Genomic DNA, 26,218 nt, shown 5'->3' on the forward strand with positions numbered 1-26,218 from the left:
TTGTTCCCTATAATATGTAACCTAAGACTGTCATTATCACGATAAACGCAACAATAATAATTCCGATTAAGGTTAATGGTTGAATTTTCCAATTAGGTTTGTGTTTCACTTTTATGTAAGGAATTAACATCCAGACAAAACCGGCAACACCAAAGAACAATACACCGAGCAATTCACCTTCCAGGAATAAAATATGAGCGGGAAGAAGTTTTAACGATTGGAACATGAACATAAAATACCATTCAGGTCTAATTCCAGAAGGAGCCGAAGCAAACGCATCTGCTTTGTTTCCCAATTCCCACGGAGAATAGAGTGCTAAAAAAATCAGAACATTAAAAACAATAACCCATAGTAACAGATCCTTCAAAGCAAAATCCGGGAAAAACGGAATATATTTTTTCTTTTCTTCGGGTAGATTCTTAAAATGTTCAGGTTCATGCATACCTTGCCGTTGAATAAACAATAAGTGCATAACTAAAAATAACGTAAAGATGGCGGGAAGAATCGCAACATGAATTCCAAAGAATCTTGAAAGTGTTGCACCAGTTACCTCTTCGCCACCTCGTAAAAATATCTTCAACGGCTCTCCAATTACAGGAACTACTCCAACGATATCTGTTCCAACCTTCGTTGCAAAAAATGCTAATTCATTCCATGGTAATAAATAACCGCTAAATCCGAATGCGAGTGTAAGAACCAAAATAATAAAACCGGTAATCCATGTTAACTCTCTTGGTTTTACATATGCCTTTGAAAAGAATACACTGAACATATGAATGAACGCGAATAGGACTAAAAGATTAGCAGACCAACTATGAACATTTCTTATTAACCAACCGAACTTAACTTCGGTAACTATGAAGCGAACGCTTTCATAAGCGCTGTCTTCACCGGGTCTATAGTATAAGAGAAGAAGTATCCCTGTAAATAGCTGAACTAAAAACAGGAAGAGTGTTACACCTCCCATATAATACCAAATAGAGTGTCTATGTTCCGGAACTTTTTTGTGTAGAAGTAAATTGCGTACCGGAGTTAGATCATACCGTTCATCTATCCAATCAATTAATTTTGATCCGATTTTCTTCATCATTTTTTAACCCACTTTAGTAATAACAATTTCATCTTTAACTATTTTTACTTCGTATTCTTCCAGAGGTCTGGGCGGCGGACCGGAAACATTACGACCACTTAGATCATAAATACCGTTATGACAAGCACACCAGATCTGCTTTGTATCATTCTTGTATTGAACGATGCAATCTAAATGAGTGCAACTGGCAGATAACGCCTTGTATTCATTATCGTCGGTCTTAATAAGAATTACCGGCTTTCTTCCAAATTTAATTATCTTGGAACTATTGGTAGGAAATTCGGCACTCATTCCCGCCTTAACAGAATTTACTTTTGGCTCGGTAGTTTTAGGAGGAATTAAAAATGAGACGACAGGATAAAAAACGGAAAGAATACCGCCTATACCGCCAAATCCCAAAAGCATATTTAAAAATTTTCTTCTATCCAATTTCATATCTAATTCTAATTTTAATGATCAATTTAATTATTTAACCGTTCAAATTATTTAATTACGGATTCCTTGCTTCTTCCCAAGGTGGAAGAATCTTTGTAAGGACATAAAGTAATATGAACGGAAGGCAAAATACGATTACAGAAGCAAAAAATCCTTCCAACCCGAAAAAAGTTATTTTGTAAACGGTTAATCCTCTAAAACTTTTTGAAAACAATTGTCCTCCGATTACAATATTCCAACGAGTTGAAAAAATTCCAACTTGTACAAGAATTGCAGAGATAAAATAAACCATTTTCTTTAAATCTGGCGGTGATTTTAAAATTTTAATGAGTGCAATCATGGCAAGCGGAATAAGCATGCCCATGAAGAGTTGAATTACTACTAAGCTGATGAATAATTTATTCGAGACAAGATAAGCTAAGATTTTAATGGATTCTTCCGATTCATAAACACGGTGCACAAAATCCAACGCTTCCAATGAAAAATCTATGATCATTACGTAGAATAAGTAACTTGCTAATTTATCCAGACACAAAATATCTAATTGTTTTCCGCGAACGGGTGTTATGATCATATAGAGAATTAAAACCATCGCAATGCCGGAAACAATTGCAGAGAACAAGAAAACGATTGGCATTAGTACGCTTGACCACCATGGGTTTGCTTTGATCGAACCAAAAATAAATCCTACATAACCATGCAATAGAAATGCAGAAGGAATTCCTATAATTGTAACAATCTTTACCCACTTTTTATCGAAGTGGATTGCCTTTTCTGAAATATCTTTTGAAAAGAGAGAAATGATTTTGTGAATCCATTTTTTGATTCCAGTTTCTTTCTGCGACCAAAGAATTATATCTCTTCTATACTCAAACCAAATTTCTAAACATAATACCGCCATCAAATACCAAGCGTAAACAAATCCGAACATAGCCATGGCAGATGTGCTATTTGGAGTAATCAAAATCTCGTAAGCTTTTTCAGGATGACCTAAGTGAGCAAGTAAAGGAAGTGGTGCTACAATTAAAAATGCCATCGCTGTAAGCATTGCTAAGCGGTATGTTGGTTGAAGTTCTTTTACGTTGAATACTTTCACCAGCGATGCCAAGATAAAAGCGCCGGCAACTAATCCTGTTAAGTAAGGATATAATACTATAAGAATGCCCCAATGGAGTTCAATTTCGTTTGGAAAAATGTAGCCCCATACTTCTTTTAGTATTGGCGTCAAATGTTGAATGAGCTCTTCCAATTCTACCTTACCTCCATATCTAAATTAGAGTAATAAACTTTTGGTTCTGTGTTGAGCGATGGTTTAAGAATTCCGATTTTATTCATTCTTAAGAAACGTACTAATGGACTTGATTTTTTGTTCAACTCGCCGAAAACTCTTGCTTGAGTCGGGCACACTTCAACGCATGCCGGCAATTTATCTTGAACAATTCTATGATAACAGAAAGTACATTTCTCGGCAGTATGTGTTTCGGGATGTAAGAATCTTGCACCGTAAGGACATGCTTGTATGCAATATCTGCAGCCGACACAGTAATCTGAATCCACAAGTACTACTCCATCCTCCCCTTTAAATGTTGCACCAACAGGACAAACTTGAACGCATGGAGGATTGTCACAATGATTACAAATTTTTGGAACAAAGAAACTTCTTAACATTTTTTGATTTGTTGTGCGAGAATTATCGAAACCGTCTATTGAACCATTTGGACTGTCAACTTGTACATCACCATCTTCATAGATTCTGTAACGTTCAACCCATGTTCTAAAAAAGAATGGTTCTTTTGGAACATTGTTTTCGTTTTTACATGCTACAGCACATCTTCCGCATCCAATACATTTATTAATGTCTATTCCCATTCCCCACTTGTGGTTGCTGGGTATATAACCGTTTATGAGCATCCATTTTTTTATAGTCTTTAATTTGTCCGTTGAGCCTAGAAATCCAAATGCAATTGATGCAAGCGCAAGTATGGCAATTTTTTTTAGAAAACTTCTTCTTTCAACTTTTTTATCTGTTTCAATTATATTGTTTTCCATTATTGTGCCTCCGGTAAATGTGGATAGTGACATTGCCAGCAAACATATCTCGGCTCGTGTGTAGTCATATTGATCCTTGGAATAAATTCATCACCTTTTGCATCTTGGGAATGACACTGACCACAAAATTCTCTGTTTGCAGGTTTGGTTGGTAAATATTCCCTCGGGTGTAATTTATGTTTCTCCGTAGATTCATGACATTTAGTACAAGGAATATCCATGTGACTCGAAACCGATTTTGCACTTGAAATTTCAGCATGGCAAGCGGAACATTCTTTTGGTGTTTGTGGCGGAGTTGGATTGTGCGGATTATGACATGTTACGCAAATTTTTCTCGGATTGTGCGATGCAGATACAATTTGTGGAAAGCCTGTAGGTCGAGATGGATTATATTCATGACAAACAGGGCAAAAAATCCTATCCCGCGGTTTTTCCGGTTTGAATTGATCCGGCTCATTAACGTGATTAACAGAAGGTCCATGGCAAACTTCGCAAGAAAGATTTTTATGATACCCTGCATTTTTAGTTTTCCATATATCATCATGACAATCGGCACATGCTTCCTGTCCTGCATATTGCATTTTTTTATCAGCATTATTTTGAATAGCTCCGGCACGATAATGACCGACCAAGCCAAAATCTTTCGGAGTGAGAAGCGAAGTGGCTAAAATAAATGCAGTGACTACTACAAGTAAAAGTACAGACAATCGTTTAACCTGTTCCGGAATTTTTTGTAAAAAATTTTTCATGAATACACTCGTTTTTGCTTTAAGTATTTTTATTTATTTTTCAATCGGTTCAATTGTTTATTAACTCGCTTCCTTTCTTTCTTCTTGCGTATAAAATTGAAATTGCCAACAGCACAATTCCTAAAAACATGAAAGAAATAATTCGGTAGCTTGGATCTAAATTTGTTGTTCCAACAAATAGAATGTACACCACCGTTAATAAAAATGTTAAAAGCGCCAGCCACCGGTATTTTTTATTCTTAAGAATAATACTCATTACATAGTAACCGATCGCAACTATCGTCCAAGAGAGCCCGACATAATCTTTAGGAACTATATGATAGAGTGCATAAGGAAAGATGATAAACGCGGAGCCGAGATAAGATAATCTCATTGCGTCAGTTGTTAAATCAAGTCTATGCTTTTGCCAATTTAAAATACGAGCGCTTATTAATGCCACAATACCAAAACCGAGTGCGATTACACCAATTTTTTCTTCTAATACTAAATAGGAAAAGAATATCATCAGATACATTATAAAGTTTGCTACTATTATAATTTTTGAACGGAACCAGAGCGCGGTAGCCACTACAACTAAACTCTGCCAGCTTAACCAAACAAAGTATTCCGGCTTAGGAAAATTATTTACTATTGCAACACTCAATGCCGTGTAACCAAGAATGGCATAAAAGAAAGTTGAATATTTACTTTTTTGTCTCTCATAAAACATAATTGAAAGAAGCAAGAAAACACTCGAAGCTATTAACTCAGATAAAGCCGCCGTGCTGCTGAATTTAGAAAGTGCGATTATTAATAATAGAAAAAAACATAGAAATGAATTCAATAAAGTATTTAGTATTGAATTAACAGATTCTTTTTCGTTTCGATTTCCGGATAAATTGCCGTAAGCATAAATTAAGCAGTACAAAAGAAGAAAATAAATATTAATCAATGGAGAACTTTGGAGAGCAATTTTATTACCAGCAACAGGATTACCGATGAACCAAACAAAGTGAGTTATATAGACCAAAAGTATTGCATAGGTATAGAACGAATTCCAATCTAAAATTCTTTTTAAGTAAACCGACCACCCGCTGATCAAAACTAGAATAAAAAAGATCAACCAATAAAAATCACCGATCAAAGCTGTAATGGAAATTAGCGAGATGCCAAAAGCCATTAGATATATAGATTTTCTCTTAAAAGAAAAAGAAATGTGAAAGATCGATACTGCTATCAGCATAAGTAATTCAAGTGTCGGATTTTCAACTGTGGGATTGTTTGAGAAAAAGTGTAACCGTAAAGTTGAAAAGAAAAGAAGAAGTAACGCTCCGCCAAAAATATATTGGGAAATAAATTGAAGCGAGCTTTTCCAGTAATTCGATAACCAGAAAAGAAATCCAACTAAAACATATCCTATAAGACTAGGAAAAAAGGAAGGTAAATTTTGATACGGAAATGTCATTAGAAAAATTATTCCGATCGCAAGAATTACAATTCCAACTTTTGCAAACCAGAATTGTCCTATCTGAGTTTCTAATGAATCCGCTCGTTCTGAAATATTTTGAGGCATCAATGAAGGTAATTCAAAATTATCTTCCGAAGGAAGATTCTCAAGATTAAGTTTCTCTTCAATCCGGGAAATTCTTGCTTCCAAATTTTTCAAGTATGTAATTAATTGATTGTTTACTTCCGATTCGGAGGAAGAATCCATTATGATACCTCCAAGGTTATTGTATTTGTTTTATCCTTTCTAAAATTATTTGGGTGTGAAGTTTGAATCATTCTAAAGAAGTATTCTTATTTTAATCAGATATACACACACGAATTCCGATTTAAAAATAATTTTATCTGATTCTGAAATCAACATAAAACTTAAAAACATTTATGACAAAAAGATGTTGAGTCTGAAAAAAATAATGAAAAAATAATCATAAATAAAAAAGGGAACCTTTTGGATTCCCTTTTCTTTACTGTAAAAAAATAAAAGATAAAATTTTTATTTCTTATCTACTTTCTTTTCAGATTTTTCATCGTCTTCTTTTTCTTCAATTATCATATGCTTCATATTCTTACCCATGGAATGCTTTCGCATCATCTTCTCGCCGCCACAGCATGAACATCCGCAATTGTTTCCGCCCATATGCTTAAAGAACATTAATTTCTCTTTCGGCATGTCTTCATCGCCATCAATCTGAATATTAAAATGTTTCATGCCATTTTCATCTTTCAAAAACTTCTCAGCTTCATCACCTTCGTAAGTTTTTGTTTCTTCTTTACCGTCTTTCATAGTTGTAACAGTAATTTTTTTGCCACTGTCGTTAACTTCGACTTTTATATTCTTTTTGTTTTCACCATCTTTTTCATCAGCATCATTATCTTCAGATCTAAACATCATAACGTTGCCGCCTCTCATCTTCATCATTTTTCCGTCATCACTTTTAAACATAAATCCTTTACGCGAACTACTTCTTAACATACCGACTAATTTTTCAGCATCCTTTCCTTCAAAGACAACATCTTTACCATCAGCTTTAATCGTAAGTTTTTCAATCTTACCTTTCAAATTATCAAGTTTAGATTTTGTTTCGTCTTTTTCCTGAGCTAAGATCTTCATTGAGAAAAATCCGAGTATCAGAATAATCATTATAGCTAAGAACTTTGATTTGTTTGTTTGAAGTAATTTCATTTTATTCTCCTAATTGTTTGTGTAAATATACTTTTCGTACAACCCAAATACGGAAAACGATCCCTAACTATTAGTTAAAAATTGTTAAAGTAAAGATTTCTTATTTAGATTAAGTTAAATTTGCGATTATGAAAGAACGAAAATTAAAAATTATTATCGCTTTGATGACTATTTCGGTAATTGGACTAATTGCCGTACAGTTTTATTGGATGGCAAATATTATCAAAGTTGAAGAGGATCGTTTTCGTAGAACGGTTTTTCATTCTCTGAGAAAAGTTTCTGAAGAAATTGAAAAGAAAGAAGCTGCAACTACAGTTGTTAAAAAGGTATCCAGTGGAAAAGGGAATGTTTTATTCTTTCTACAGGATGAATCTAAAAATAAACCGATACACTTAGATTCTCTTAGAAAAATGAGTTATCTAAGGATTGATACAAACAACCATGGATTTAATTATGAAGTAAAATATTTTGCCGATAATGATACTATGGTTGACCGATTAAAAGCATTCTCGGGCAACAGAAATGCACGTTACTTTATTCCTCCCTCTTCATTCGATAAATCAGTTAAGGACACTTCTATTCAGAAACGTCATTTGCTTGTGCAGAATGTTGTTACAGAACTAATGGCTATCAATGCTAGGAAAAAAATTGAGGAAAGGATCAGCACCGATCAGCTTGAAAAAGATTTGTCGTTTGAATTCAGCGGCAACGGAATCTCCTCCGAATTTTACTTCGGAGTTAACAGAGCAAACAAAGACAGTTTAACTTTGCTAAAAAAAGGAACAGATACTACAGAATTAAAGAAATCTATTTTTAAAGTAAATTTGTTCCCTGACGAAATCTTTTTTAATCCAAATCAACTTATTGTTTATTTCCCTCACCAGAAAAGATATATTCTCGCAAGCGTCGGCGGTATGCTTGTTCTCTCAGTAGGTTTGATTCTTGTAATTGTGGGTGTTTTTTACAAAACTGTTGAAATGTTTTTAAGTCAGAAAAAAATTACGGCTGTAAAAAACGATCTTATAAATAATATTACTCACGAATTTAAAACTCCAATCTCAACTATTTCGATTGCTTGTGAAGCATTAAACGAACCCGGTTTGTTAATTGAAAAGAATTCCGTTACCAGATATTCTAAAATTATTAAAGAAGAAAACGACCGATTGAAAATGATGGTTGATGCTCTTCTTAATACAGCTGCGCTTGAGAAGAGCGAGTTTAATCTAACGAAAGAGAAAATAGACCTACATGAACTAATTCTTTCCGCTGCATCAAAGTTTGAAAATATTATTAATCGAAAAAGCGGTAAAATTAATTTAGAACTTAATGCAAGTCGAGCCGTTATAACCGGTGATAAATTTCATCTCACAAACATTATGAATAATCTGATCGACAACGCGATCAAGTACAACGAAAGGGCGCCGGAAATTAGAATATCAACCCGAGATGAGAACAGGACAATAATAATAACAATAAAAGATAACGGCATTGGTATTTCCAGAGAACATCTAATTAAAATATTCGAAACATTCTACCGAATTTCCAGCGGCAATATTCAGAACGTACGTGGAAATGGAATTGGCTTGAGCTATGCTAAAAAAATTGTTGAAACATTAGGCGGTGATATTTCTGTAACAAGTGAGGTTGGTGTTGGTAGTGAATTTAAAATTATTCTTCCAAATAATGGTGTTGAGTGAAACAGATTGCAAAAATACTTTTAGTTGAAGATGACACAAACCTTGGAACAATTTTAAAAGAATTTTTATCCGTTAAGGGATTTGAAATCGTTCAAGCCATTAATGGAGAAGAGGGGTTTGAGCAATTCAGAAAAAAGAAATACGATATTTGTTTGATAGACATAATGATGCCGAAAATGGACGGCTTTACTCTTGCAAAAAAAATCCGCATGATAGATAAACAAACTCCGTTTCTTTTTCTTACAGCTAAAGCAATGCTTGATGATAAGGTCGAGGGTTTCAAAATCGGCGCCGATGATTATGTTACTAAACCATTCAGCATGGAAGAATTGATCTTGCGTATCAATGCAATACTAAAGCGAAGTAAGATACCGCAAGACGAAATTGAAAAAATAGAATTTAAGATCGGCTCTTATTTATTTAATTATGATAGACGTACATTAGTTATCCAACACATTGAACAAAAACTTACACCAAAAGAATGTGAACTTCTTCGGTTGTTATGTTTATATGAGAATAAAGTTCTTGAAAGATCTGAAGCGTTGACAAGGATATGGCGCGATGATAATTATTTCAATGCCAGAAGTATGGATGTGTATATAACAAAACTTCGTAACTATCTTAAACAAGATAAATCAATTGAGCTGGTAAATGTTCACGGGACCGGCTACAAATTAATGACCAAATAAATTATTTATCCACCGCCAGTAATTTATTGACTGATTTAACTCTATCAAAAAACAATTTCAATTTTTCTTCATCAAGCCTTGAATTAGTTCTAACACCGGAACAAATATCAACGCCATACGGTTTTACTTGTAAAATTGCTTCAACAACATTTTGCGAATTTAATCCGCCTGCTAAATAAACCGGAATTTTTACTGACTCAACTATTTTTCGGCTGATACTCCAATCATGTGTTCTTCCTGTCCCGCCAAGTTCTTTCGTAACTAATTTTTGATTTCCGGAATCGAGTAATATTGCGTCAACGAAATTTGATGTCTCTATTGCTTCGTTAATTGATTCGTCATCCGTTACATGAATAACTTGAACTATTTTGATCCTTGGTAAAGCTTTTTTTAATTGAAAATGAGAGCCGGTAATTATTTTGTCACAAAGCTGAATTGTATTTGTTCCGCAGCGATGATGCTGTTCGATAATTTCATCTACATTTTGTTTGCTCGTAAGCAGGAATGTTGAAATTGATGGTGAAGTTTGTTCGGCAATTTTTTTTATTGTTTTTTCTGAAATTACACCCGGTCCGCTGGGCATTTCCGAGACTAATCCTATTGCAGACGCTCCGTACTTAACAGCTATGTTAGCTTCTTCAATACTAGAAATACAGCAAATTTTTACATGAGTCATAATTCTTTCCATTCTCTTTTAAGTATGGAATACATTTTCATCGAACGGAATCTTTCTTTAATAAATACTTTTTCCCGAAGTGTACCTTCATATTTCATTCCGCATTTTTCCATAACTTTCCACGAACCAATATTTTCTTCTTCGCAATGCGCTTCAATTCTATTCAAGTGTAATACTTCAAAGCCAAATTTAATTACCACCTTTATTGCTTCCGAAACATATCCTTTATTCCAATATTTTTTTGAAATTACATAGCCAATTTCACCACAATTATGAATTGTATTCCAATTACGGAGATCAATTGTCCCAATTAATTTATTTTCGCTTTTGATTACGATTCCCCAAATGAGTGATATATTATTATTGAATTGTTCATCAGCAATTTTTACAAAATCAATTGAGTCTTGTTTGGTTTTATGTGTATCCCACAAAACAAACGTTGTAACATCCGGAATAGATGCGTATTCAAAAATATCATTTACGTCATCAACAGTAATTTTTCGGAGAATCAACCGTTCTGTTTCAATTTTAGGAATTTCCTGCGGTCTTTTATTTTGTAACATAAATTGGCTCGAATATTTGTAAAAAAATTAGTTAGATTTATTGGAGAAAATCTTAATATAAATTTACCAATTAAACAGATTAGTTTTGAGAGGCAATTATGATTTCAAAAGAACTTTTAGATATTCTCTGCTGTCCGGAGACAAAAGCAGATTTAGTATTAGATGATAATTATTTGGTGTCAACGGACAAAGCTACACGCAGACGATACCGAATCGAGGATGATATTCCTATTATGCTTATTGATGAATCAGAGCAACTCAATCTTGAGGTTTGGAAAAAGATAATGAAGAAACACGGCAAACCAACTGAATGATTATTAAGAACGATCCTGAACAATTTCAAAACTATCTATCGGACGCTTCCAATTATAAAGGTAATGCTGATTCAATTTATCTTCCTGAAAGTGAAAAAGAGATAGTTGGCCTTCTCAAAAAATTTAGTAAGGAAAATATTAGAGTAACCGTTTCCGGCAACGGCACAGGATTAACCGGCGGCCGTGTGCCGGAAGGTGGAATAATTATTTCTCTTGAAAAGTTTAATCGAATTCTTGAATTGAACCTTGAAAAAAAATTTGTAATTGTTCAACCTGCGGTTGTGTTAAAAGACTTTCAAGATTTTGTTGAAGCGCAAAATTTATTTTATCCGCCGGATCCCACAGAGCGAAATTGTTTTATCGGCGCGACTGTTTCAACAAATGCATCCGGTGCCAGAACATTTAAATACGGCGCTACCAGAAATTACGTATTCGGGTTAAGAATTATTTTGTCTGATGGAGAAATAATCGCAATCGAGCGGGGGCAATATATTGCTAATCAGTATGAGGCAAATATCAAGACTGAATCCGGTAAAGTTATTTCGATTAAGATCCCGAATTATAAAATGCCCAAGACGAAAAACGCTGCCGGATATTATTGTAAAAAAAATATGGATTTGATAGATCTTTTTATTGGATCAGAAGGAACACTGGGAATAATTTCAGAAATAAAATTGGAATTGATTGGTCTGCCTAAAAAATTTTTATCCTGTGTTGCATTTTTCCAAACAGAGAATAATGCTTTAGATTTTATTGATGAGGCGAGAGAGCTAAGACAAAATAATTCTCCATTTCCAAAAGCACGCGCATTGGAATTCTTTGATGAAAAAGCTTTAAGATTTCTACAAAAAGACTATCCTAACATTCCAAAGCTTTCGCAAGCCGCTGTCTGGTTTGAAGAAGACTACAACACGAATAACGATGATATCGTTGAAAATTGGGTCTCTCTTTTAAATAAATATAATTGTAACGATGATTCTGTCTGGTTTGCTTTTGATAAAATTGAACAAGAAAAATTTCATGAATTCCGCCATGCCATTTCCTGGAAAGTAAATGAGTTTATTTCACAACACAATTTTAAAAAAGTTGGAACGGATGTATCCGTTCCGGTAATCCATTTCAGGTCATTTTATTATTGGATGAAAGAAACAGTAAAAAAAGAAAATATTGATTACGTTGTATATGGTCACTTCGGTGATTGCCATCCTCATCTAAATATGCTGCCAAAGAATGAATTGGAATATTTTAAATCAAAACAGATCTACGCTAATATTTGTGCGGAAGCAGTCCGACTGGAGGGAACAATTTCAGCCGAGCATGGTATAGGCAAATTGAAAAGAGATTACTTAAAAATGATGTATGGGGAAAATAATATTCTAAAGATGGCAAAACTAAAATTAGTTTTTGATCCGAACAAAATTCTAAATGTTGGAAATATTTTCGACGAGAAATATTTGGACTCAGCTAATGGTAGGTAGATCTTTACTCATAATAATTGTTTTGTCTTTTGCTGCTGTATTAAAAGCACAGGATGCAAATACCGATGTTCATTTACGTATTGCACAGACTTATGAACAAGCAGGTCAATTCGATAAAGCAGAAATTATTTACCGCGAGTTGGTTGAAATCCAGCCTATGAATAATGTTTTTTTTGAATCATTGAACAAAATTTTTATCTCAAAAAAAAAATATAACGAATCAATAAAACTGCTACTTCAAAAAATTAATCAGGTCCCTAATGATTACAACCTCTACGGCCTGCTCGGCTCAACATATTTTATTATGGATCAATCGGAGAAAGCATTTGAATCGTGGGAAAAAGGGATAGCTATAAATCCATCCTCTTATATAGGTTATAGAGTAATTGCAAATTATGCTATAGAAAATAGAGCATACGAGAAAGCAATTGATGTTCTGAAACGCGGTAAAAAGATTTCAGGCGATCCTATCATGTTTTCAATGGATCTGGCTAATATTTATGCAGCAAATTTTAAATTCTCAGACGCTGCAATTGAATTTTGTAGTTTGATTGAAGCTCATCCCGAACAGATCCAATCCGCAAAAGCAAGAATAAGCAGTTACTTGAACAGACCAGGAGCTGCAGAACAAACAATCCGTGCAGTAAAAGATTATTCTGAATCAAAATCACAAATCGAACTTTTCGATTTATTAACATTTGTATATCAATCAACAGATGATTACAAAGATGCTTTCGAGAACGTAATTGAAATTGAGAAAAAATATAAAGTTAATGGAACTTATGTTTTTATATTTGCTCAAGAAGCTTACCGTAATAAACAATATAACTGGGCATCGGAAGCTTACAATTTTATCACTAAGAATTATTTAAACTCACCTTATTATCAGATCTCAAAAATCGGTTATGCAAGAACTTTGGAAGCGTCGTTAGATCAAAAATTTTTTGAGCGTAATGATTCTTGGAAACCATTTATAAAACACGAACCACTTTTTACAGACGAGTACAAAAAAATTATTAATGCATATGAAGAATTTATTATAACAACACCGGGGAATGCGGTCAATATAGAAGCATTATTTAGAATAGCTGAAATTTATAGAACTAGAATTTTTGATTATCAAAAAGCAGATTCTTTCTATAAAAAACTTTCTCAAATATCTCCAAACACTAACTATGGTGTTCAATCACTTATTGCGCAGGGAGAAATTGCAATCCAAAGAGACGGTTTGGATATAGCAAAAGTTTATTTTCAAAAAGCATTATCATCTCAACGTATTGATTCAAATGATTTATCAGAAACAAACTTTTATTTAGCAAGAATAGAATTCTGGAAAGATAATTTTTCTAAATCAATCGGCTTATTTAGAGAAGTATCAAAAAATCTTTCCGCTGATTTCGCTAATGATGCAATCGAACTTTCATCAATTATTAGTACAACTAAAAAAGATTCATTAAATCTTACTTTGTATGCTCATGCAGATCTTCTTGCAATACAAAATAAACACAAACAGGCGGCGATTGAATTTAAAACTCTAAGTGATCGCCCCAACTTATTTGTTCTAAATGATTTCGCAAAAATATATTTTGCTGAAATGTTGTTGGCTGAAAATGATCTACTATCTGCTATTAAAATTTTTGAAGAGATAACAAAAGATGGGAATAATTCGATTTTCGGTGAAAAAGCCACTTTCTTGCTTGCCCAGTGCTATCAATACGGAACTAAAGATCTTCAAAAGGCTACTCAAATCTATCAGAAATTACTTGAAACTTTCCCAAACTCACTCTATTTTGACCGTGCGCGTGAAGCGTTAAATAGTCTTCCAACAAAAAATGGTTAAAAATGAGCGATCCTCGAGAACCTCGTACAGTTAAATGTTCCTTTTGCGGAAGGGATGGCAGTGAAGTTACATCAATGGTTGCAGGTCCTGATGTCTATATCTGCGACATCTGCATCAAGACCAGTATAGATATTTTAAAGAATAATATTACTGCAACACCAAAAAAAGAAACCTATCATTCCTCACTAACTCCTGATCTAATCAAGAAAAGTTTGGATGAATATGTTATAGATCAAGATCTTGCAAAAAAGATTCTAGCGGTAGCAGTTTACAATCATTACAAAAGAAGCAATGCAACAAATTCTCTTTTTGAAATGGATGATGTCGAAATAGAAAAAAGCAATATCCTTTTGATCGGGCAAACAGGCGTTGGGAAAACATTATTAGCCCAAACGCTCGCAAGAATTTTAGACGTTCCGTTTGCTATTGCAGATGCAACAACACTTACCGAAGCAGGCTATGTTGGTGATGACGTAGAAACTGTTTTAGTTCGTCTGCTTCAAGCAGCCGATTATAATTTAGAGAAAGCTCAAAAAGGAATTGTCTACATAGATGAGATCGATAAAATTGCCAGAAAGAGTGAAAGCACTTCTATTACTCGAGATGTTTCAGGTGAAGGTGTACAACAAGCACTTTTAAAAATTTTAGAAGGAACTGTTGCCGGTGTTCCGCCTCGCGGAGGAAGAAAGCATCCGGAACAAAGTTTAATAAATGTTAATACAAAAAATATTTTGTTTGTCTGCGGCGGCGCATTTGACGGAATCGAATCTATTGTTGCTTCCCGCATAAACAAAAATACAATCGGGTTTGATACCAGCATTTCAAATTCGTCAGAAACAGATAGAGATAATCTTATTCAGAAAGTTCAGCCGGAAGATTTGGTGAAATACGGATTGATTCCTGAACTGGTTGGACGATTACCAATCATTGCACCGCTTGCTTCACTAAATTCTAAAGCAATGAAAAATATCCTAACCGAACCTAAGAATGCGATCATTAAGCAATATCAAAAATTGTTTATGATGGAAGGCGTGGAATTAAGTTTTGATCAAAATGCTTTGGAAGAAATTGTAAAGAAAGCAATGGAGAGAAAAACCGGTGCACGTGCTCTACGTTCTATAGTTGAAGGAATTTTGCTTGATATCATGTATGAACTTCCAACAAAAGAAAACATTGATAAGTGTATGGTTACTCGCGATACTGTTACCAAAGGCGAGAAGCCGGTTTATATAGAAAGTGATAGAAAAACAGCGTAAGAACTTTATATAATTTTTCCCGGCTTGATTCATTTATTAATTGAGTATGGATTAAGCCGGTTTTATTTTAAGCCCGCCAATTAAATTTATTAAATGAAAAAAATTCTTTTTATAATCTTATTTGTTTCATCATCACTTTTTGCGCAGGCAAAACTTCTTATTTATATGGACCTGCATCAAACAGATCATCTTAAAGCATATGGAATAACTTTCAATGCTCTGAAAGATGGGATTACTTCTGATTGGCTTCTTAACTACCGCGGCGGATCTTTTATGTTCGATTACTCCGAACAGCTTGCTCTGCGATGCAGATTAAAAGGTGTTGCCTTCCTAACTCTTTCAAATCAAGATGCTGTACAAATATATTCACTCGTACAAAGTGAAGATCAAAATATGGAAGTTGTGCGGCTTGAGAAAGCACCTAAAATTGCTGTTTATGTCCCGCCTGGGTTCCAACCATGGGATGATGCTGTTATACTAGCGCTAAACTATGCGGAAGTTAGTTATGATAAAATTTGGATTGAAGAAATTCTTCGCGGCGATCTTGAAAAATATGATTGGCTTCATTCTCATCACGAAGATTTTACGGGGCAATATGGAAAATTTTATGCGTCATTCAGCGGTGCACAATGGTACATTGAACAACAGATGCTCTACGAAAATGAAGCTAAAAAATTAGGATTCAAAAAAGTATCGGATATGGAAAAAGCTGTTGTTCAGACAATTAAAAATTATGTAGCTCAAGGCGGATTCATGTTTGCTATGTGCTCTGCAACTGATTCATATGATATTACTCTTGCAGCAATGAATGTAGATATAGTTGATCGAATGTATGACGGCGATCCGCCGGATGTTGATGCACAAAATAAATTAGATTTTTCTAACACTTTCGCTTTCCAGAATTTTAAGTTAGAGATGAATCCGCTTATCTATGAATACAGCGATATTGATATTCAACCGTTGGAAGTTGGAGACCAAAGAAATGATTACTTCACGTTATTTGATTTCTCGGCAAAATATGATCCTGTGCCAACAATGTTGACGCAAGATCATGTGAATGTAATTCACGGGTTCATGGGTCAAACCACTATGTTCCACAAAAAATTTATTAAGAACTCTGTTTATATTTTAGGTGAACGTGCAGGAACAGATCAAGTAAAATATATCCACGGAAATTACGGACGCGGTACATTTACTTTTTATGGCGGGCACGATCCTGAAGATTATCAGCATGCTGTTGGCGATCCACCGACCGATCTAAGTTTATATAAAAATTCTCCTGGTTATAGATTAATTTTGAATAATATTCTTTTCCCAGCAGCTAAGAAAAAAGAACAGAAAACATAGAAACCAATTTTAATAACTATCATCTAATAAATATCATGAAATATCTAAAATTCAAAAATAATAGTGAACAAGTTCCGATTGGTAAGTTGGTTTGCGTTGGCAGAAATTACGCGGCACATGCAAAAGAACTAGGTAATGAAGTACCCGAATTTCCAATTATTTTTTTAAAACCCGCTTCAAATGTAATCTACTCAGGAGAATCTGTCGTTCATCCGACTTATTCAAATGAATTACACCACGAAGTTGAACTAGTTCTTTACATAGGTGAACCGGTTAAGAATGCAAATAACGAACAAGCTGAAAATGCGATCCAAGGCTATACAGTTGGACTAGATATGACTTTACGAGATCTACAGATGGAGTTCAAGAAAAAAGGTGAGCCGTGGACACTTGCAAAATGTTTTGATACTGCGGCGGTTCTTACTGATGTTGTATTTAAAAAAGATTATCAGTTACGCGGTGATGAAAACATTTCTCTTATGGTGAATGGAATTACAAAACAAAATTCGTCTATTAAAAATATGATTTTTTCTCCGGTCGAAATTGTAAAATATATTTCCGCAAAAATGACTCTTGAAAAAGGAGATTTAATATTTACCGGAACACCCGAAGGAGTTAGTAAAGTTATTCCCGGTGATAAGATTGAAGCTGAAATAGAAAATATTGGAAAGATAAAAACACAAGTAAAATAGATTTGTCATTCTGATAACGACTCTGAGCAAAGCCGAAGAGTCGGGAGAAGAATCTCAAAGTAATTATTGAAAAGATTCGTCGCGGAGTTTACACTGAACGAAGTGAATGTGCTCAACATGACAAAACACAAGGAGAATCACATGCCAATCTTTGAATACAAATGTAACAATTGCAATAAAAAATTTGAAGTACTTCACAAATCATCTGCAAATCTTGAAGAAGTAATCTGTCCCGATTGCCAATCGAAGAATTACAAAAAACTTCTTTCATCGTTCAGCGCTTCTACCGGTTCATCAAATTTTGATAGCGGTCCATCATGTGCAGACGGAAACTGCGATATGTCTTCTTATGGCGGAGGCTGTGCTAACGGAATGTGCGGATTGAATTAAAACTTTAATAGAGCTTTTACCTCTTCAACTGTCATCGGCTTGCTAATTATCTTTTTGTCCTTATCTACTAAAAACATTGTTGGTGTAGCATAGATAAAATAATCTGCGCTTGCTTTTCCATCCCATCCTTTTAAATCCGACACATTTATTAATGATGGACAATTTGCAGTAATAAAATTCTGCCAATCATCTTTTTTTGAATCTAAAGAAATGGCAAGCACTTCAATTTTATTTTCTATTAGAGTTTTATAAAATTCATTCAGTTTTGGTAAAAGTTCTTTACAGTGCGGACACCAGCTTGCATAAAATACAATTAATGTTTTCTCTGCTTTCATTTTGTTCAATTCAATTTGCTTGCCGGATAAATCAGAGATAATAATATTTGGAACAACATTTCCGATCTTCAAAAACTTGGCTTGGTCTATTCTTCTTTTTATTAGTCCTTCTGTTTTTACATCCAAACAGAGATCATCTTTTATTACATAATTCTCAACGATGTAATCCAAAACTTTATCAAAACCGAATTTCTTAAATCCGTCAATCAGATATTCCACAACATGCTGATAGACAAGTTGGTTTACTTTTGCTTTGTTTAGAATTAAATCAACAGCAGACATAAATTCTTTTTCTAAAAGCTCAAGCGGCAATTGAGGGTTACGGAAATATGTTAAGTACTCTATTGTTTTATTTGTGAATACATCTGAATTAATCAGCGATGAATTATTAAAATCAACATTGTCTAATGCATGCGACTTTAGATATGAAAGCGGCGGCTGAACTATATTATCAATAACCGGAAGCTGAGCTGATTTAATATACTTTGCTATAAATGATGACGGACTTGCTTGAGCAGTTACATTTATAAATTCTATGTATTCGTTTTGTATTTGGGTTAATCTGTCTTGAGTTGTCTTGTAATAGTTATCTTCTTTCGGGTAACGGGTTAAAATAAGTTGTAATAATTCAGTTTTGATTTTGTACTGTTTGTTTAGTTTAATAAAAGAATAATACAATTTGTTGCTCTAAGAACTTACTACTTGCAGACTATCTAATACATTATTTGCATTTGTTGTTATGATAACATCTTCGCCATCATTTACAAAATCAATCCATTTGTTTTTATCGAAAGATAACCGATAAAGGCCAATGTGGTATTTGGGGTTATCAAGATTGAATTTAAATTTCTCTTTTCCAATTGCGTTTATAGAATCAATAAGCGTAATCTTTTCGCCGCTTAACGATGAGAAATATGCTTTCTCATTCTCTAAATTTTTTATTTCAACACTTATATGTTGAGCAACTGAAGTGTTTACAGTAAAACCAAAAAGAATTAAAAAAAATATTTTTCCTTCTATGTTTCTTTTCATTTTTGTTTCATCTTTTTTTCTAATCCTTAATGCACCTAACACTAAAACCGGCATTTTTTCCATTCTCGGTTACGTCAATGGTGCTATTGTTAGCGGTTAGAACCATAGTATATGCGAAATACGTCTGACTAGAATACGAACTCCAAAAAGTAGTTTTACTCCCTAGATCCTGGAATTCCATTGAAGTCCAATGCATACCTACAAGTAATGCGGAAAAACCGCTAGCATTTGTACCAGTTCCGTTTGAAGTTGGCTGTATAGCTGCCTTCAATAAGTTACTGTTACCATTTACAGCGGCACTTAATGTTTGGAATTCAACTTGTGTGGGTATATGCCATCCGGTTGGACAGATACCTTTATTGCCCGCTGTTCCATATTGCATTGCTTCATCCCACAGGTACAAGCCACCATAAGTAGTACAATTAGTAGTGTCGTTATTGATGCAGTATTTTTCTATTATTCCATTACCGCTTTGGTTTTGGTTCCCTTGTACCATAGTTCCTACATTAAGGTTTTCAGTTAACCAACATTGAGTTCCTATTTGTACTGTGTTGTATGTTTTACCTTCATAATAAACTGTCGGTGTTCCTGGGCATGGTAGTCCTCCTGTCGTAGTAAATAACCATAAAGGTGAATAAGCAGAAGTACCGTAACTATTTGTTGCACTTACACGCCAGACATATTTTGTAGAATAATAAAGACCGGTTAATTGTTGGTTTGTATTATTACCTACATCACCATTACAAATAATTCTGTTTTCATTAAAATTATTTGCGTTGTCTGGAATTGATACTTGTAATGTATAGCTTGTTGCGTAATTGCTAGCATTCCAACTGAGCGTTGGAGAAAGCGAAATATTTTTCTCGCCATTTGATGGGGATGATAATATTGGTGTAGATGGTGGAACATGTGGTGTTTCTTGAGTAGTAAATGACCATGGCGAAGACCAATCGGAAGTAACGTTATTATTAGTTGCACTTACTCGCCAGTAATATGTTGCAGAATAATTGAGACCGGTTATTTGTTGGTTAAAGATATTGCCTACATTTTGATTAAAAATAATAGAATTAGAAAACGAACTGTTCGCTGATACTTGTAATGTATAACTTGTTGCACCACCAACTGCATACCAGTTCAGTGTTAGTGGAACAGAAATATTTGTTGCGCCATTTACTGGAATATATAATAATGGAACTTGTGGAGGTATCCCAATAACTAAATTGCCGAGATTCATAGGACTGACTGTAAAATCTTGCAGATTTGTGAATACTTTTCTTGAAATCGAAGTCCCGGTAACTACAAGACTATCAATTCTTGCATGAAGTGTTGACTTGTTCAACCTGAAATTCGATACACCAATTGAAGGAGATAAATGCTGGCCTCCATAAATCAACATCAGTTTTCTTATAACTGAATATTTTTCACTTAATGTGATCCTAGCGAGGTAAAAACCATTCGGTAATCCGTTCAGTTCTAAATCAATGTAACTTTCGCCAACACTAAAATATTTTTCAATCTCATCTCGAACACTTTGACCGAGCAAGTTGTAAACTTCAACTCTAACATTACCACTGTTTGGTAGTGTAATGTCTATTCTTGTCTTAGGATTAAATGGATTTGGATAATTAGCTGAAACAATATAACCGGTTGGAAGTTGTTCGTCTTTAACATTAGAAATATTATTAAAAGTAAAAGAACCGTCCGGCATTGAGGTAATAGGCGGATAATCTCTTGAAGAAATGTAAAGCTTAAGTTGTAATCCCCCTAAACCAATTCCGTTTTGATCAACTAATTTTCCGGTTATAGTTCCTGTGTCTTGTGCAGATAGGATGAGAGTTTGTAAAAACAGCAAAGTAAGTATTAGAAAACACTTTTTCATTTTACCCTCAACTTTTTATCGTAATAAAAACTAATGAAGTAATTTCATTCATTCAATCAAAATCAAATGTCACCCAAAGTCCTTTTAATTGCGAGCCTTAAAGGTCAACCGAATATCTTCAGGGTTTGCCAGGAAAAACAATTTTGGGGTTTTTGAGTAATTCCTTAAAAGGAGAGGCAGTTATTTTGCATCAACAAAAGAATATCCGGCACTGCGGATACTTTTTATATAAACAGGGTTATTAGGATCGGGTTCAAAATATTTACGCAGCCGTGCAATAAAATTATCAACTGTTCTTGTTTCAATTTCCGGATTTAGATGCCAGACATTTTCCAGAAGTTCTTTTCTGGAAACAATCTTCCCTTTTCTTTCGATCAAATATTTTAATACCATCGCTTCACGCTGCGTCAATGCAATTTTTTTTGATCCGCTTAAACAATTCAGATTTTCAAAATCAATTTTGTTATTACCGAATTGATATAATGGTGGTAACCCGGCAAACGATTGATACCACATCTTTCGCTTTAACATTCCCTTTACACGAAGCAATAGTTCCTGCAGATTGAACGGTTTTGTTAAATAGTCATCCGCTCCTGCTTCAAGTCCTCTAACTTTATCTGCAGCTGTAGTTCTTGCTGTCAGCATAAGAATCGGCATCTGAGGAGATTTAGCACGTATTTTTTCCGCTACTTCATAACCATCAAAATACGGAAGCATTATATCTAGAATGATCAGATCATAAACCTTAGAATCAAAAAAATTCAATGCCTGTTTTCCATCTTTTGCGCAATCAATAATATAACCTTCGTCGGTTAAGTTATATTCAAGACCAACAGCAAGTGTCTCTTCATCTTCAACCAATAAGATCTTTGAATTCTTAAATGAATTATTCTCCATCTTGCTTTTCCAAATATTTCTGTTTTTGAGCAGTCTTTCTCAATAATGAATTAATATAAAACTTTTTAGATGTTTGATATATCGGCAATTCAATTCTTATGCACGTCCCTTTATTTATTCCTTCACTATAAGCTGAAACTTTTCCGCCATGCTGTTTAATTATTCCTTTCACCCAATATAAACCAAGCCCTGTACCTTTAACATTAGGAATATTTTTATTACTGATCCGCAAAAATTTATAAAATATTTTTTTCTGATATTTTGCAGAGATACCAATACCATTATCAATGAACTCTATCAATATATGTTTTTGATGTGTTGACAGCTTAACCAATATTTCAGCATTGCCTGATGAATATTTTTTTGCGTTGTCGGTTAAATTATCAAATACTATCTGCATGGAATCTTTATCAATCACGCAATTACACAATGTGCTTCCTTCTATTTTTACATTTGCCTTTGGGATCCGGAATTGTTCAATAGAGTTTTCTATTAATTGCCGGAATATGCTGTCTGCATCATATACTTGATAATTGTGCACAATTCTTTTTTGTTCCAAATGCGATAGTTCTAAAATTGAATTAATAAGTTTCTTCAGCCGGTTTGCATCACGAGTCATTAAGGCATAAAATTCTTTTTGTTTTTCTTTTGGAACATCTTTGGTGTCTAAAGTTTCGAGATAAAGTTGAATAGACGCAAGCGGTGATTTTAATTCATGTGTTACATTCGCAATAAAATTATCATAAAGACGTGTGAGTTTCATCTGCACCGTAAGATTTCTAAAAAACAAAAAAATAGCAACAGCAACACAAGCAATTAAGATGATACCGAATACAAAAACGCCAACATTGGGGCTGTCCAAAATTATTTTGGGGGAAAGTTTATCACCAACCTGCTTAAAGATTAGATAATTGGAAACATACCAATAAATCCAAAGCCCCAATAATCCCATCCAGGCAATTTGTGCAAATACAAATGCGAATATTAAAAATAAAAGAGAACGGCTTTTTTTCATTTCACTAAACCAAAATTTAATTATACGTTGGTAAGAAAGAATATTCTTTTGCATACTCCAACATTTGTTTTGTAAAATCTTCCGGGTATTCAATTTTAATATCAATGATCTGGCTGCCATTCATAACGGGGACTAATTTGGGGTTTATAAATCCAGCATAAGGTGAAATATTTAGTTTCTTGTATCGCTCAAGAACTTCTTTATGAATTTCCAGATCTACCTTCACGCCGTAATTTTCAACTAAGTTTTTACCTGCCGCATAATCTCCTTCCGATTTGATTCTCTGAATTTCCCTCAGCAATTGACCGAATAAATTTTTCAATTTATTGTAATCATTAACCACAAAATAAGTTTTGCTGTCTTTAACTTTTTTCTCAATCACTCTCTCTTGTAATCCTTTTTCATAAACCCATTTAGCAATTAGCTGGCGGTTCCTCATGTGTGCCTCTTCAACATTTTCTCCGGGTTGAATCCGTGCAAGCTGAATCATCAATCCATTTTTAATATATCCATCGTACTGTGCTTTGCCTGCATCAAGACTTGGCATTACTCCAATATCAACAAGTTTTTGATCAAACACATAATAGAGTGCCACAAGATCAGCGCGTGCTTCTTCCAATGTTGATGCATAATTTTTAAGCGTCTCGTTTGTTTCGCCAACGCCTGGATTAAGTTGACCTGACGCATGGCCTATTACTTCATGCATATCCGTATGTAGATCATCTGAGAGTGCGCCGTATTTTTTTGCACGTTCTATTTCTTCCTGGGAATAAGCAAATTCTTCCAATACTCCGCTTGTATTTGCAAACATATTATATGAGTGAACTATGTTTCCAAGATTAACAGATTTCGAACCATGTTCTTTACGGATCCAATTTGCATTCGGTAAATTTATTCCGATTGGTGTTGATGGTGAAGCATCGCCGGATTCAACTACAACTGTAATTACTTTTGCGCTGATACCTTTTACATTTTTCTTTTTATGCTCGCTCATTATCGGAGAATTATCTTCGAACCACTGAGCATTATCACTGATCGCTTTAATACGTTTTGTGGCTTCATTATCTTTTATAGAAACAATTGATTCATAATTTGCCCGGTAACCAAGAGGATCGTTATATGTTTCGATAAATCCATTTACAAAATCTACCACTGAAGTTGTATCTTTTACCCAAGCGATGTTGTATTCGTCCCATTTTTTTAGATCACCTGTTTCATAATATTCAATTAATAGCTGGAAACATTTTTTCTGCTGTTCATTTTCCGCAACTTCCGCTGCTTTTCCTAACCAATAGATAATTTTTTGAATCGGTGCCGCGTACATACTGTTTGCTTTCCAATGCCGTTCAAACACTTCTCCTTTTTCTCTTAACAATTTTGAATTCAATCCGTAAGAAACCGGTTCCAAGTCATTTGGATCTACTATTTTTTTGTAAAAGGCTTCAACTTCTTTTTGTGTAACACCTTCATAAAAATTTACCGCTGATGATTTAACTAAATCCATATTAGGATTTTGATTGACCTTCATTCCGTCAACTTTAGGATCGAAAAGTATTGGCGTGAGTTTTTTTATCAGATCGTTTGGCGTCTCCATATTTTGGAGCGGTAGTTCGTACTCATCTGCACCTTGTACAAGCTGTGCAAAATATTCTTTCGAGAATTCCGGAATAATTTTTTTGTTGGCGTAATGATGATGTATCCCGTTGGAAAACCAAACTCTTTTTACGTATATCATAAATTTTTGAAAATCCGGTGTAGATTTATCACCGTTATAAGTTTTTATTATTCCCTCAAGTGTTCGCCGAATATATAAATTGTGTTTGTAGTTTTGATCATAAATCATATCGCGCCCTGAAAGCGATGCTTGATACAGATAATATGCCAGCTGTTTCTGTCTTAAACTGAGTTCTTCAAAACCCGGAACTTGATAGCGTTGGATTCTTAGATCTGCAAATTGCTCGGTTACATACTTAAAATTGTCGTCTTTATTTTTTTGATTTGGAGAACAGCTCATGATAGATATTCCAATAATGATGAATAAAATATTTTTAAGTAGCTGCATAAGTTTCCTATCATTTATTTATAATTGTTCAAAAGAAAAATAAACTTTTTGAAGTCTCTAAACAATGAAGTATCAATGCATCTAAGGAATTATTATGAACATTCAAATAATAGGTGTAAAAAGCTGCAGCGATACCCGGAAAGCTGAACGGTATTTTAAGGAAAGAAGAATTCAGTTTCATTTCCGCGATCTGAATGAAAAAGGTCTGGCAAAAGGAGAACTTGAAAATATTGTGCGCGCTATTCCGTTAGAAGAATTGATTGACCGTGAAGGAAAGCAATTCAAAAAAAGAAATCTTCAATTCATGGTTTTTAATATAGAAGAGGAATTGTTAAACGATTCGCTTCTGTTAAGAACACCGATTGTTAGAAATGGAAAGGGAGTTACTATTGGATATCAACCATCTATTTGGGCTTCATGGCAATAAAATATTTTTTTCTTGAAGAATGGTTAAAAGCTGTTCATAATTCTTAAACTGAATTCCATCCCAACCGCACTTTTTAGCTCCATCAACATATTCTTGAATATCATCAATAAAAAAATGTTCGGATGATTTTTTTTGAGTATAAGATTCAACCGTGCGGTAAATTTTTTCTTCCGGTTTAACCGCGCCAATCTCGTGTGAAAGAAAGATTTGATCGAACCATTTTAGAAAATCAAGATGACCGTAGCCGTAACGCTTATGAATACTGTTAGTATTGGAAAGCAGAACTACTTTGTATTTTTCTTTTAGTAATGGTATTAACTCAACAACATTTTTGTCCACAGTAAAAATATCGGAGAATATTTTACAGAATTGTTCTTCGGTAACTGTGTGTTCAAGCCATGTTAACACTGTTTTTAAATATTGTTCCTTGCTTAATATGCCACCTTCAAATTCTCTATGAACGTGATAGTTCTCCCGATACAACTTTGCAAAATTATCTCCCAATCCTTTTTTAAGTCCGTTGAAATAACTTATCGGTTTCGAATAATCAAAGGGAAGCAGAACATTTCCAAGATCGAATACAATTACAGAATATCTTTTCATAAGTATTTTAGGTAATAAAAAAACCGCAACCGAAT

The 26,218-nt window shown here is 34.1% G+C and carries 26 protein-coding genes; 10 read left to right on the forward strand and 16 right to left on the reverse strand.

All coding sequences use genetic code 11. The features are described 5' to 3' along the window. Positions 1–7: 7 nt before the first annotated feature. From NTZ27_08915 to NTZ27_08945, 7 genes are all read right to left on the reverse strand, one after another. The gene (locus NTZ27_08915) at positions 8–1,090 is read right to left on the reverse strand and encodes a cytochrome b N-terminal domain-containing protein (GenBank protein ID MCX6174856.1); all 1,083 of its coding nucleotides are present in this window, start codon (positions 1,088–1,090) and stop codon (positions 8–10) included. Positions 1,091–1,093: 3 nt separating this feature from the next. Then, the gene (locus NTZ27_08920; GenBank protein ID MCX6174857.1) at positions 1,094–1,525 is read right to left on the reverse strand and encodes a Rieske (2Fe-2S) protein; all 432 of its coding nucleotides are present in this window, start codon (positions 1,523–1,525) and stop codon (positions 1,094–1,096) included. A gap of 55 nt (positions 1,526–1,580) precedes the next feature. Next, complete coding sequence (nrfD, locus tag NTZ27_08925; GenBank protein ID MCX6174858.1) at positions 1,581–2,774, reverse strand: polysulfide reductase NrfD; 1,194 nt, start codon at positions 2,772–2,774, stop codon at positions 1,581–1,583. Between the two features lie 2 nt (positions 2,775–2,776). Continuing rightward, a complete protein-coding gene (locus NTZ27_08930; protein ID MCX6174859.1) occupies positions 2,777–3,574 on the reverse strand; it encodes a 4Fe-4S dicluster domain-containing protein in 798 nt (265 codons plus the stop codon). Next, positions 3,574–4,323, reverse strand: a complete 750-nt coding sequence (locus NTZ27_08935; GenBank protein ID MCX6174860.1) for a hypothetical protein — start codon at positions 4,321–4,323, stop codon at positions 3,574–3,576. Before NTZ27_08935 ends, NTZ27_08930 begins: the two co-directional genes overlap by 1 nt. Positions 4,324–4,372: 49 nt before the next feature. After that, the gene (locus NTZ27_08940) at positions 4,373–6,016 is read right to left on the reverse strand and encodes a hypothetical protein (protein ID MCX6174861.1); all 1,644 of its coding nucleotides are present in this window, start codon (positions 6,014–6,016) and stop codon (positions 4,373–4,375) included. A gap of 285 nt (positions 6,017–6,301) precedes the next feature. After that, complete coding sequence (locus tag NTZ27_08945; GenBank protein MCX6174862.1) at positions 6,302–6,991, reverse strand: hypothetical protein; 690 nt, start codon at positions 6,989–6,991, stop codon at positions 6,302–6,304. 128 nt (positions 6,992–7,119) lie between these two features. On the opposite strand from NTZ27_08945, the gene NTZ27_08950 reads away from it, so the two are divergent. Continuing rightward, positions 7,120–8,688: a HAMP domain-containing sensor histidine kinase gene (locus NTZ27_08950; protein MCX6174863.1), complete on the forward strand. Its 1,569-nt coding sequence runs from the start codon at positions 7,120–7,122 to the stop codon at positions 8,686–8,688. After that, on the forward strand, positions 8,685–9,377 hold the full coding sequence (locus tag NTZ27_08955) for a response regulator transcription factor (protein ID MCX6174864.1): 693 nt from the start codon (positions 8,685–8,687) through the stop codon (positions 9,375–9,377). The genes NTZ27_08950 and NTZ27_08955 overlap by 4 nt, the downstream gene beginning before the upstream one ends. A 1-nt stretch (position 9,378) precedes the next feature. On the opposite strand, the gene NTZ27_08960 is transcribed toward NTZ27_08955, so the two are convergent. Further along, positions 9,379–10,053, reverse strand: a complete 675-nt coding sequence (locus NTZ27_08960) for a phosphoribosylanthranilate isomerase (protein ID MCX6174865.1) — start codon at positions 10,051–10,053, stop codon at positions 9,379–9,381. Continuing rightward, complete coding sequence (locus tag NTZ27_08965; protein MCX6174866.1) at positions 10,050–10,616, reverse strand: GNAT family protein; 567 nt, start codon at positions 10,614–10,616, stop codon at positions 10,050–10,052. The genes NTZ27_08960 and NTZ27_08965 overlap by 4 nt, the downstream gene beginning before the upstream one ends. Positions 10,617–10,714: 98 nt before the next feature. Between NTZ27_08965 and NTZ27_08970 the strand changes: the two genes are divergently transcribed. The 7 genes from NTZ27_08970 (at position 10,715) to NTZ27_09000 (ending at position 17,933) form a co-directional block, all read left to right on the forward strand. Next, the gene (locus NTZ27_08970) at positions 10,715–10,930 is read left to right on the forward strand and encodes a hypothetical protein (GenBank protein ID MCX6174867.1); all 216 of its coding nucleotides are present in this window, start codon (positions 10,715–10,717) and stop codon (positions 10,928–10,930) included. Beyond that, positions 10,927–12,408: an FAD-binding oxidoreductase gene (locus tag NTZ27_08975; protein ID MCX6174868.1), complete on the forward strand. Its 1,482-nt coding sequence runs from the start codon at positions 10,927–10,929 to the stop codon at positions 12,406–12,408. The genes NTZ27_08970 and NTZ27_08975 overlap by 4 nt, the downstream gene beginning before the upstream one ends. Next, positions 12,398–14,248: a tetratricopeptide repeat protein gene (locus NTZ27_08980; protein ID MCX6174869.1), complete on the forward strand. Its 1,851-nt coding sequence runs from the start codon at positions 12,398–12,400 to the stop codon at positions 14,246–14,248. Before NTZ27_08975 ends, NTZ27_08980 begins: the two co-directional genes overlap by 11 nt. 2 nt (positions 14,249–14,250) lie before the next feature. Next, entirely contained in the window at positions 14,251–15,504 is a 1,254-nt protein-coding gene (gene clpX, locus NTZ27_08985; GenBank protein ID MCX6174870.1) for an ATP-dependent Clp protease ATP-binding subunit ClpX, read from the forward strand. 93 nt (positions 15,505–15,597) lie between these two features. Beyond that, positions 15,598–16,851 (forward strand): asparagine synthetase B, encoded by a 1,254-nt coding sequence (locus tag NTZ27_08990; protein ID MCX6174871.1) that lies wholly within the window; start codon positions 15,598–15,600, stop codon positions 16,849–16,851. A 35-nt stretch (positions 16,852–16,886) separates the two neighbouring features. After that, entirely contained in the window at positions 16,887–17,543 is a 657-nt protein-coding gene (locus NTZ27_08995; GenBank protein ID MCX6174872.1) for a fumarylacetoacetate hydrolase family protein, read from the forward strand. A gap of 141 nt (positions 17,544–17,684) precedes the next feature. Continuing rightward, positions 17,685–17,933: a zinc ribbon domain-containing protein gene (locus tag NTZ27_09000; GenBank protein MCX6174873.1), complete on the forward strand. Its 249-nt coding sequence runs from the start codon at positions 17,685–17,687 to the stop codon at positions 17,931–17,933. Here NTZ27_09000 and NTZ27_09005 read toward each other — a convergent pair. From NTZ27_09005 to NTZ27_09030, 6 genes are all read right to left on the reverse strand, one after another. Further along, a complete protein-coding gene (locus NTZ27_09005; GenBank protein ID MCX6174874.1) occupies positions 17,930–18,946 on the reverse strand; it encodes a TlpA disulfide reductase family protein in 1,017 nt (338 codons plus the stop codon). The genes NTZ27_09000 and NTZ27_09005 overlap by 4 nt on opposite strands. 9 nt (positions 18,947–18,955) lie before the next feature. Then, a complete protein-coding gene (locus NTZ27_09010) occupies positions 18,956–19,300 on the reverse strand; it encodes a hypothetical protein (protein ID MCX6174875.1) in 345 nt (114 codons plus the stop codon). 19 nt (positions 19,301–19,319) lie between these two features. Further along, a complete protein-coding gene (locus tag NTZ27_09015; protein MCX6174876.1) occupies positions 19,320–21,179 on the reverse strand; it encodes a T9SS type A sorting domain-containing protein in 1,860 nt (619 codons plus the stop codon). Between the two features lie 180 nt (positions 21,180–21,359). After that, positions 21,360–22,076: a response regulator transcription factor gene (locus NTZ27_09020; GenBank protein MCX6174877.1), complete on the reverse strand. Its 717-nt coding sequence runs from the start codon at positions 22,074–22,076 to the stop codon at positions 21,360–21,362. Continuing rightward, on the reverse strand, positions 22,066–23,091 hold the full coding sequence (locus NTZ27_09025; protein MCX6174878.1) for a HAMP domain-containing sensor histidine kinase: 1,026 nt from the start codon (positions 23,089–23,091) through the stop codon (positions 22,066–22,068). The genes NTZ27_09020 and NTZ27_09025 overlap by 11 nt, the downstream gene beginning before the upstream one ends. 16 nt (positions 23,092–23,107) lie before the next feature. Beyond that, positions 23,108–25,153 carry a dihydrofolate reductase gene (locus NTZ27_09030; GenBank protein ID MCX6174879.1) on the reverse strand — a complete coding sequence of 682 codons (2,046 nt, stop codon included), beginning with the start codon at positions 25,151–25,153 and terminating at the stop codon, positions 23,108–23,110. A 94-nt stretch (positions 25,154–25,247) separates the two neighbouring features. Here NTZ27_09030 and NTZ27_09035 point away from each other — a divergent pair, with 94 nt between their 5' ends. Then, a complete protein-coding gene (locus NTZ27_09035; GenBank protein ID MCX6174880.1) occupies positions 25,248–25,580 on the forward strand; it encodes an arsenate reductase family protein in 333 nt (110 codons plus the stop codon). Here NTZ27_09035 and NTZ27_09040 read toward each other — a convergent pair. Beyond that, a complete protein-coding gene (locus NTZ27_09040) occupies positions 25,569–26,183 on the reverse strand; it encodes an HAD family phosphatase (GenBank protein ID MCX6174881.1) in 615 nt (204 codons plus the stop codon). The two genes, NTZ27_09035 and NTZ27_09040, sit on opposite strands and share 12 nt — an antisense overlap. Between the last annotated feature and the right edge of the window lie 35 nt (positions 26,184–26,218).

Source organism: Ignavibacteriales bacterium (assembly GCA_026390775.1).
GTDB lineage: Bacteria > Bacteroidota > Ignavibacteria > Ignavibacteriales > Melioribacteraceae > Fen-1258.

Bases quoted from the DNA above. Each gene is read 5' to 3' on its own strand.
- NTZ27_08995 (MCX6174872.1), top strand. From the start codon at position 16,887: ATGAAATATCTAAAATTCAAAAATAATAGTGAACAAGTTCCGATTGGT.
- NTZ27_09030 (MCX6174879.1), bottom strand. From the start codon at position 25,153: ATGCAGCTACTTAAAAATATTTTATTCATCATTATTGGAATATCTATC.
- NTZ27_08990 (MCX6174871.1), top strand. From the start codon at position 15,598: ATGAAAAAAATTCTTTTTATAATCTTATTTGTTTCATCATCACTTTTT.
- NTZ27_08945 (MCX6174862.1), bottom strand. From the start codon at position 6,991: ATGAAATTACTTCAAACAAACAAATCAAAGTTCTTAGCTATAATGATT.
- clpX (MCX6174870.1), top strand. From the start codon at position 14,251: ATGAGCGATCCTCGAGAACCTCGTACAGTTAAATGTTCCTTTTGCGGA.
- NTZ27_09040 (MCX6174881.1), bottom strand. From the start codon at position 26,183: ATGAAAAGATATTCTGTAATTGTATTCGATCTTGGAAATGTTCTGCTT.
- NTZ27_08915 (MCX6174856.1), bottom strand. From the start codon at position 1,090: ATGATGAAGAAAATCGGATCAAAATTAATTGATTGGATAGATGAACGG.
- NTZ27_09015 (MCX6174876.1), bottom strand. From the start codon at position 21,179: ATGAAAAAGTGTTTTCTAATACTTACTTTGCTGTTTTTACAAACTCTC.
- NTZ27_09010 (MCX6174875.1), bottom strand. From the start codon at position 19,300: ATGAAAAGAAACATAGAAGGAAAAATATTTTTTTTAATTCTTTTTGGT.
- NTZ27_09025 (MCX6174878.1), bottom strand. From the start codon at position 23,091: ATGAAAAAAAGCCGTTCTCTTTTATTTTTAATATTCGCATTTGTATTT.
- NTZ27_08920 (MCX6174857.1), bottom strand. From the start codon at position 1,525: ATGAAATTGGATAGAAGAAAATTTTTAAATATGCTTTTGGGATTTGGC.
- NTZ27_08965 (MCX6174866.1), bottom strand. From the start codon at position 10,616: ATGTTACAAAATAAAAGACCGCAGGAAATTCCTAAAATTGAAACAGAA.
- NTZ27_08970 (MCX6174867.1), top strand. From the start codon at position 10,715: ATGATTTCAAAAGAACTTTTAGATATTCTCTGCTGTCCGGAGACAAAA.
- NTZ27_08935 (MCX6174860.1), bottom strand. From the start codon at position 4,323: ATGAAAAATTTTTTACAAAAAATTCCGGAACAGGTTAAACGATTGTCT.
- NTZ27_09020 (MCX6174877.1), bottom strand. From the start codon at position 22,076: ATGGAGAATAATTCATTTAAGAATTCAAAGATCTTATTGGTTGAAGAT.
- NTZ27_08975 (MCX6174868.1), top strand. From the start codon at position 10,927: ATGATTATTAAGAACGATCCTGAACAATTTCAAAACTATCTATCGGAC.
- NTZ27_08950 (MCX6174863.1), top strand. From the start codon at position 7,120: ATGAAAGAACGAAAATTAAAAATTATTATCGCTTTGATGACTATTTCG.
- NTZ27_08930 (MCX6174859.1), bottom strand. From the start codon at position 3,574: ATGGAAAACAATATAATTGAAACAGATAAAAAAGTTGAAAGAAGAAGT.
- NTZ27_08980 (MCX6174869.1), top strand. From the start codon at position 12,398: ATGGTAGGTAGATCTTTACTCATAATAATTGTTTTGTCTTTTGCTGCT.
- NTZ27_08960 (MCX6174865.1), bottom strand. From the start codon at position 10,053: ATGACTCATGTAAAAATTTGCTGTATTTCTAGTATTGAAGAAGCTAAC.
- NTZ27_09000 (MCX6174873.1), top strand. From the start codon at position 17,685: ATGCCAATCTTTGAATACAAATGTAACAATTGCAATAAAAAATTTGAA.
- NTZ27_09035 (MCX6174880.1), top strand. From the start codon at position 25,248: ATGAACATTCAAATAATAGGTGTAAAAAGCTGCAGCGATACCCGGAAA.
- NTZ27_08940 (MCX6174861.1), bottom strand. From the start codon at position 6,016: ATGGATTCTTCCTCCGAATCGGAAGTAAACAATCAATTAATTACATAC.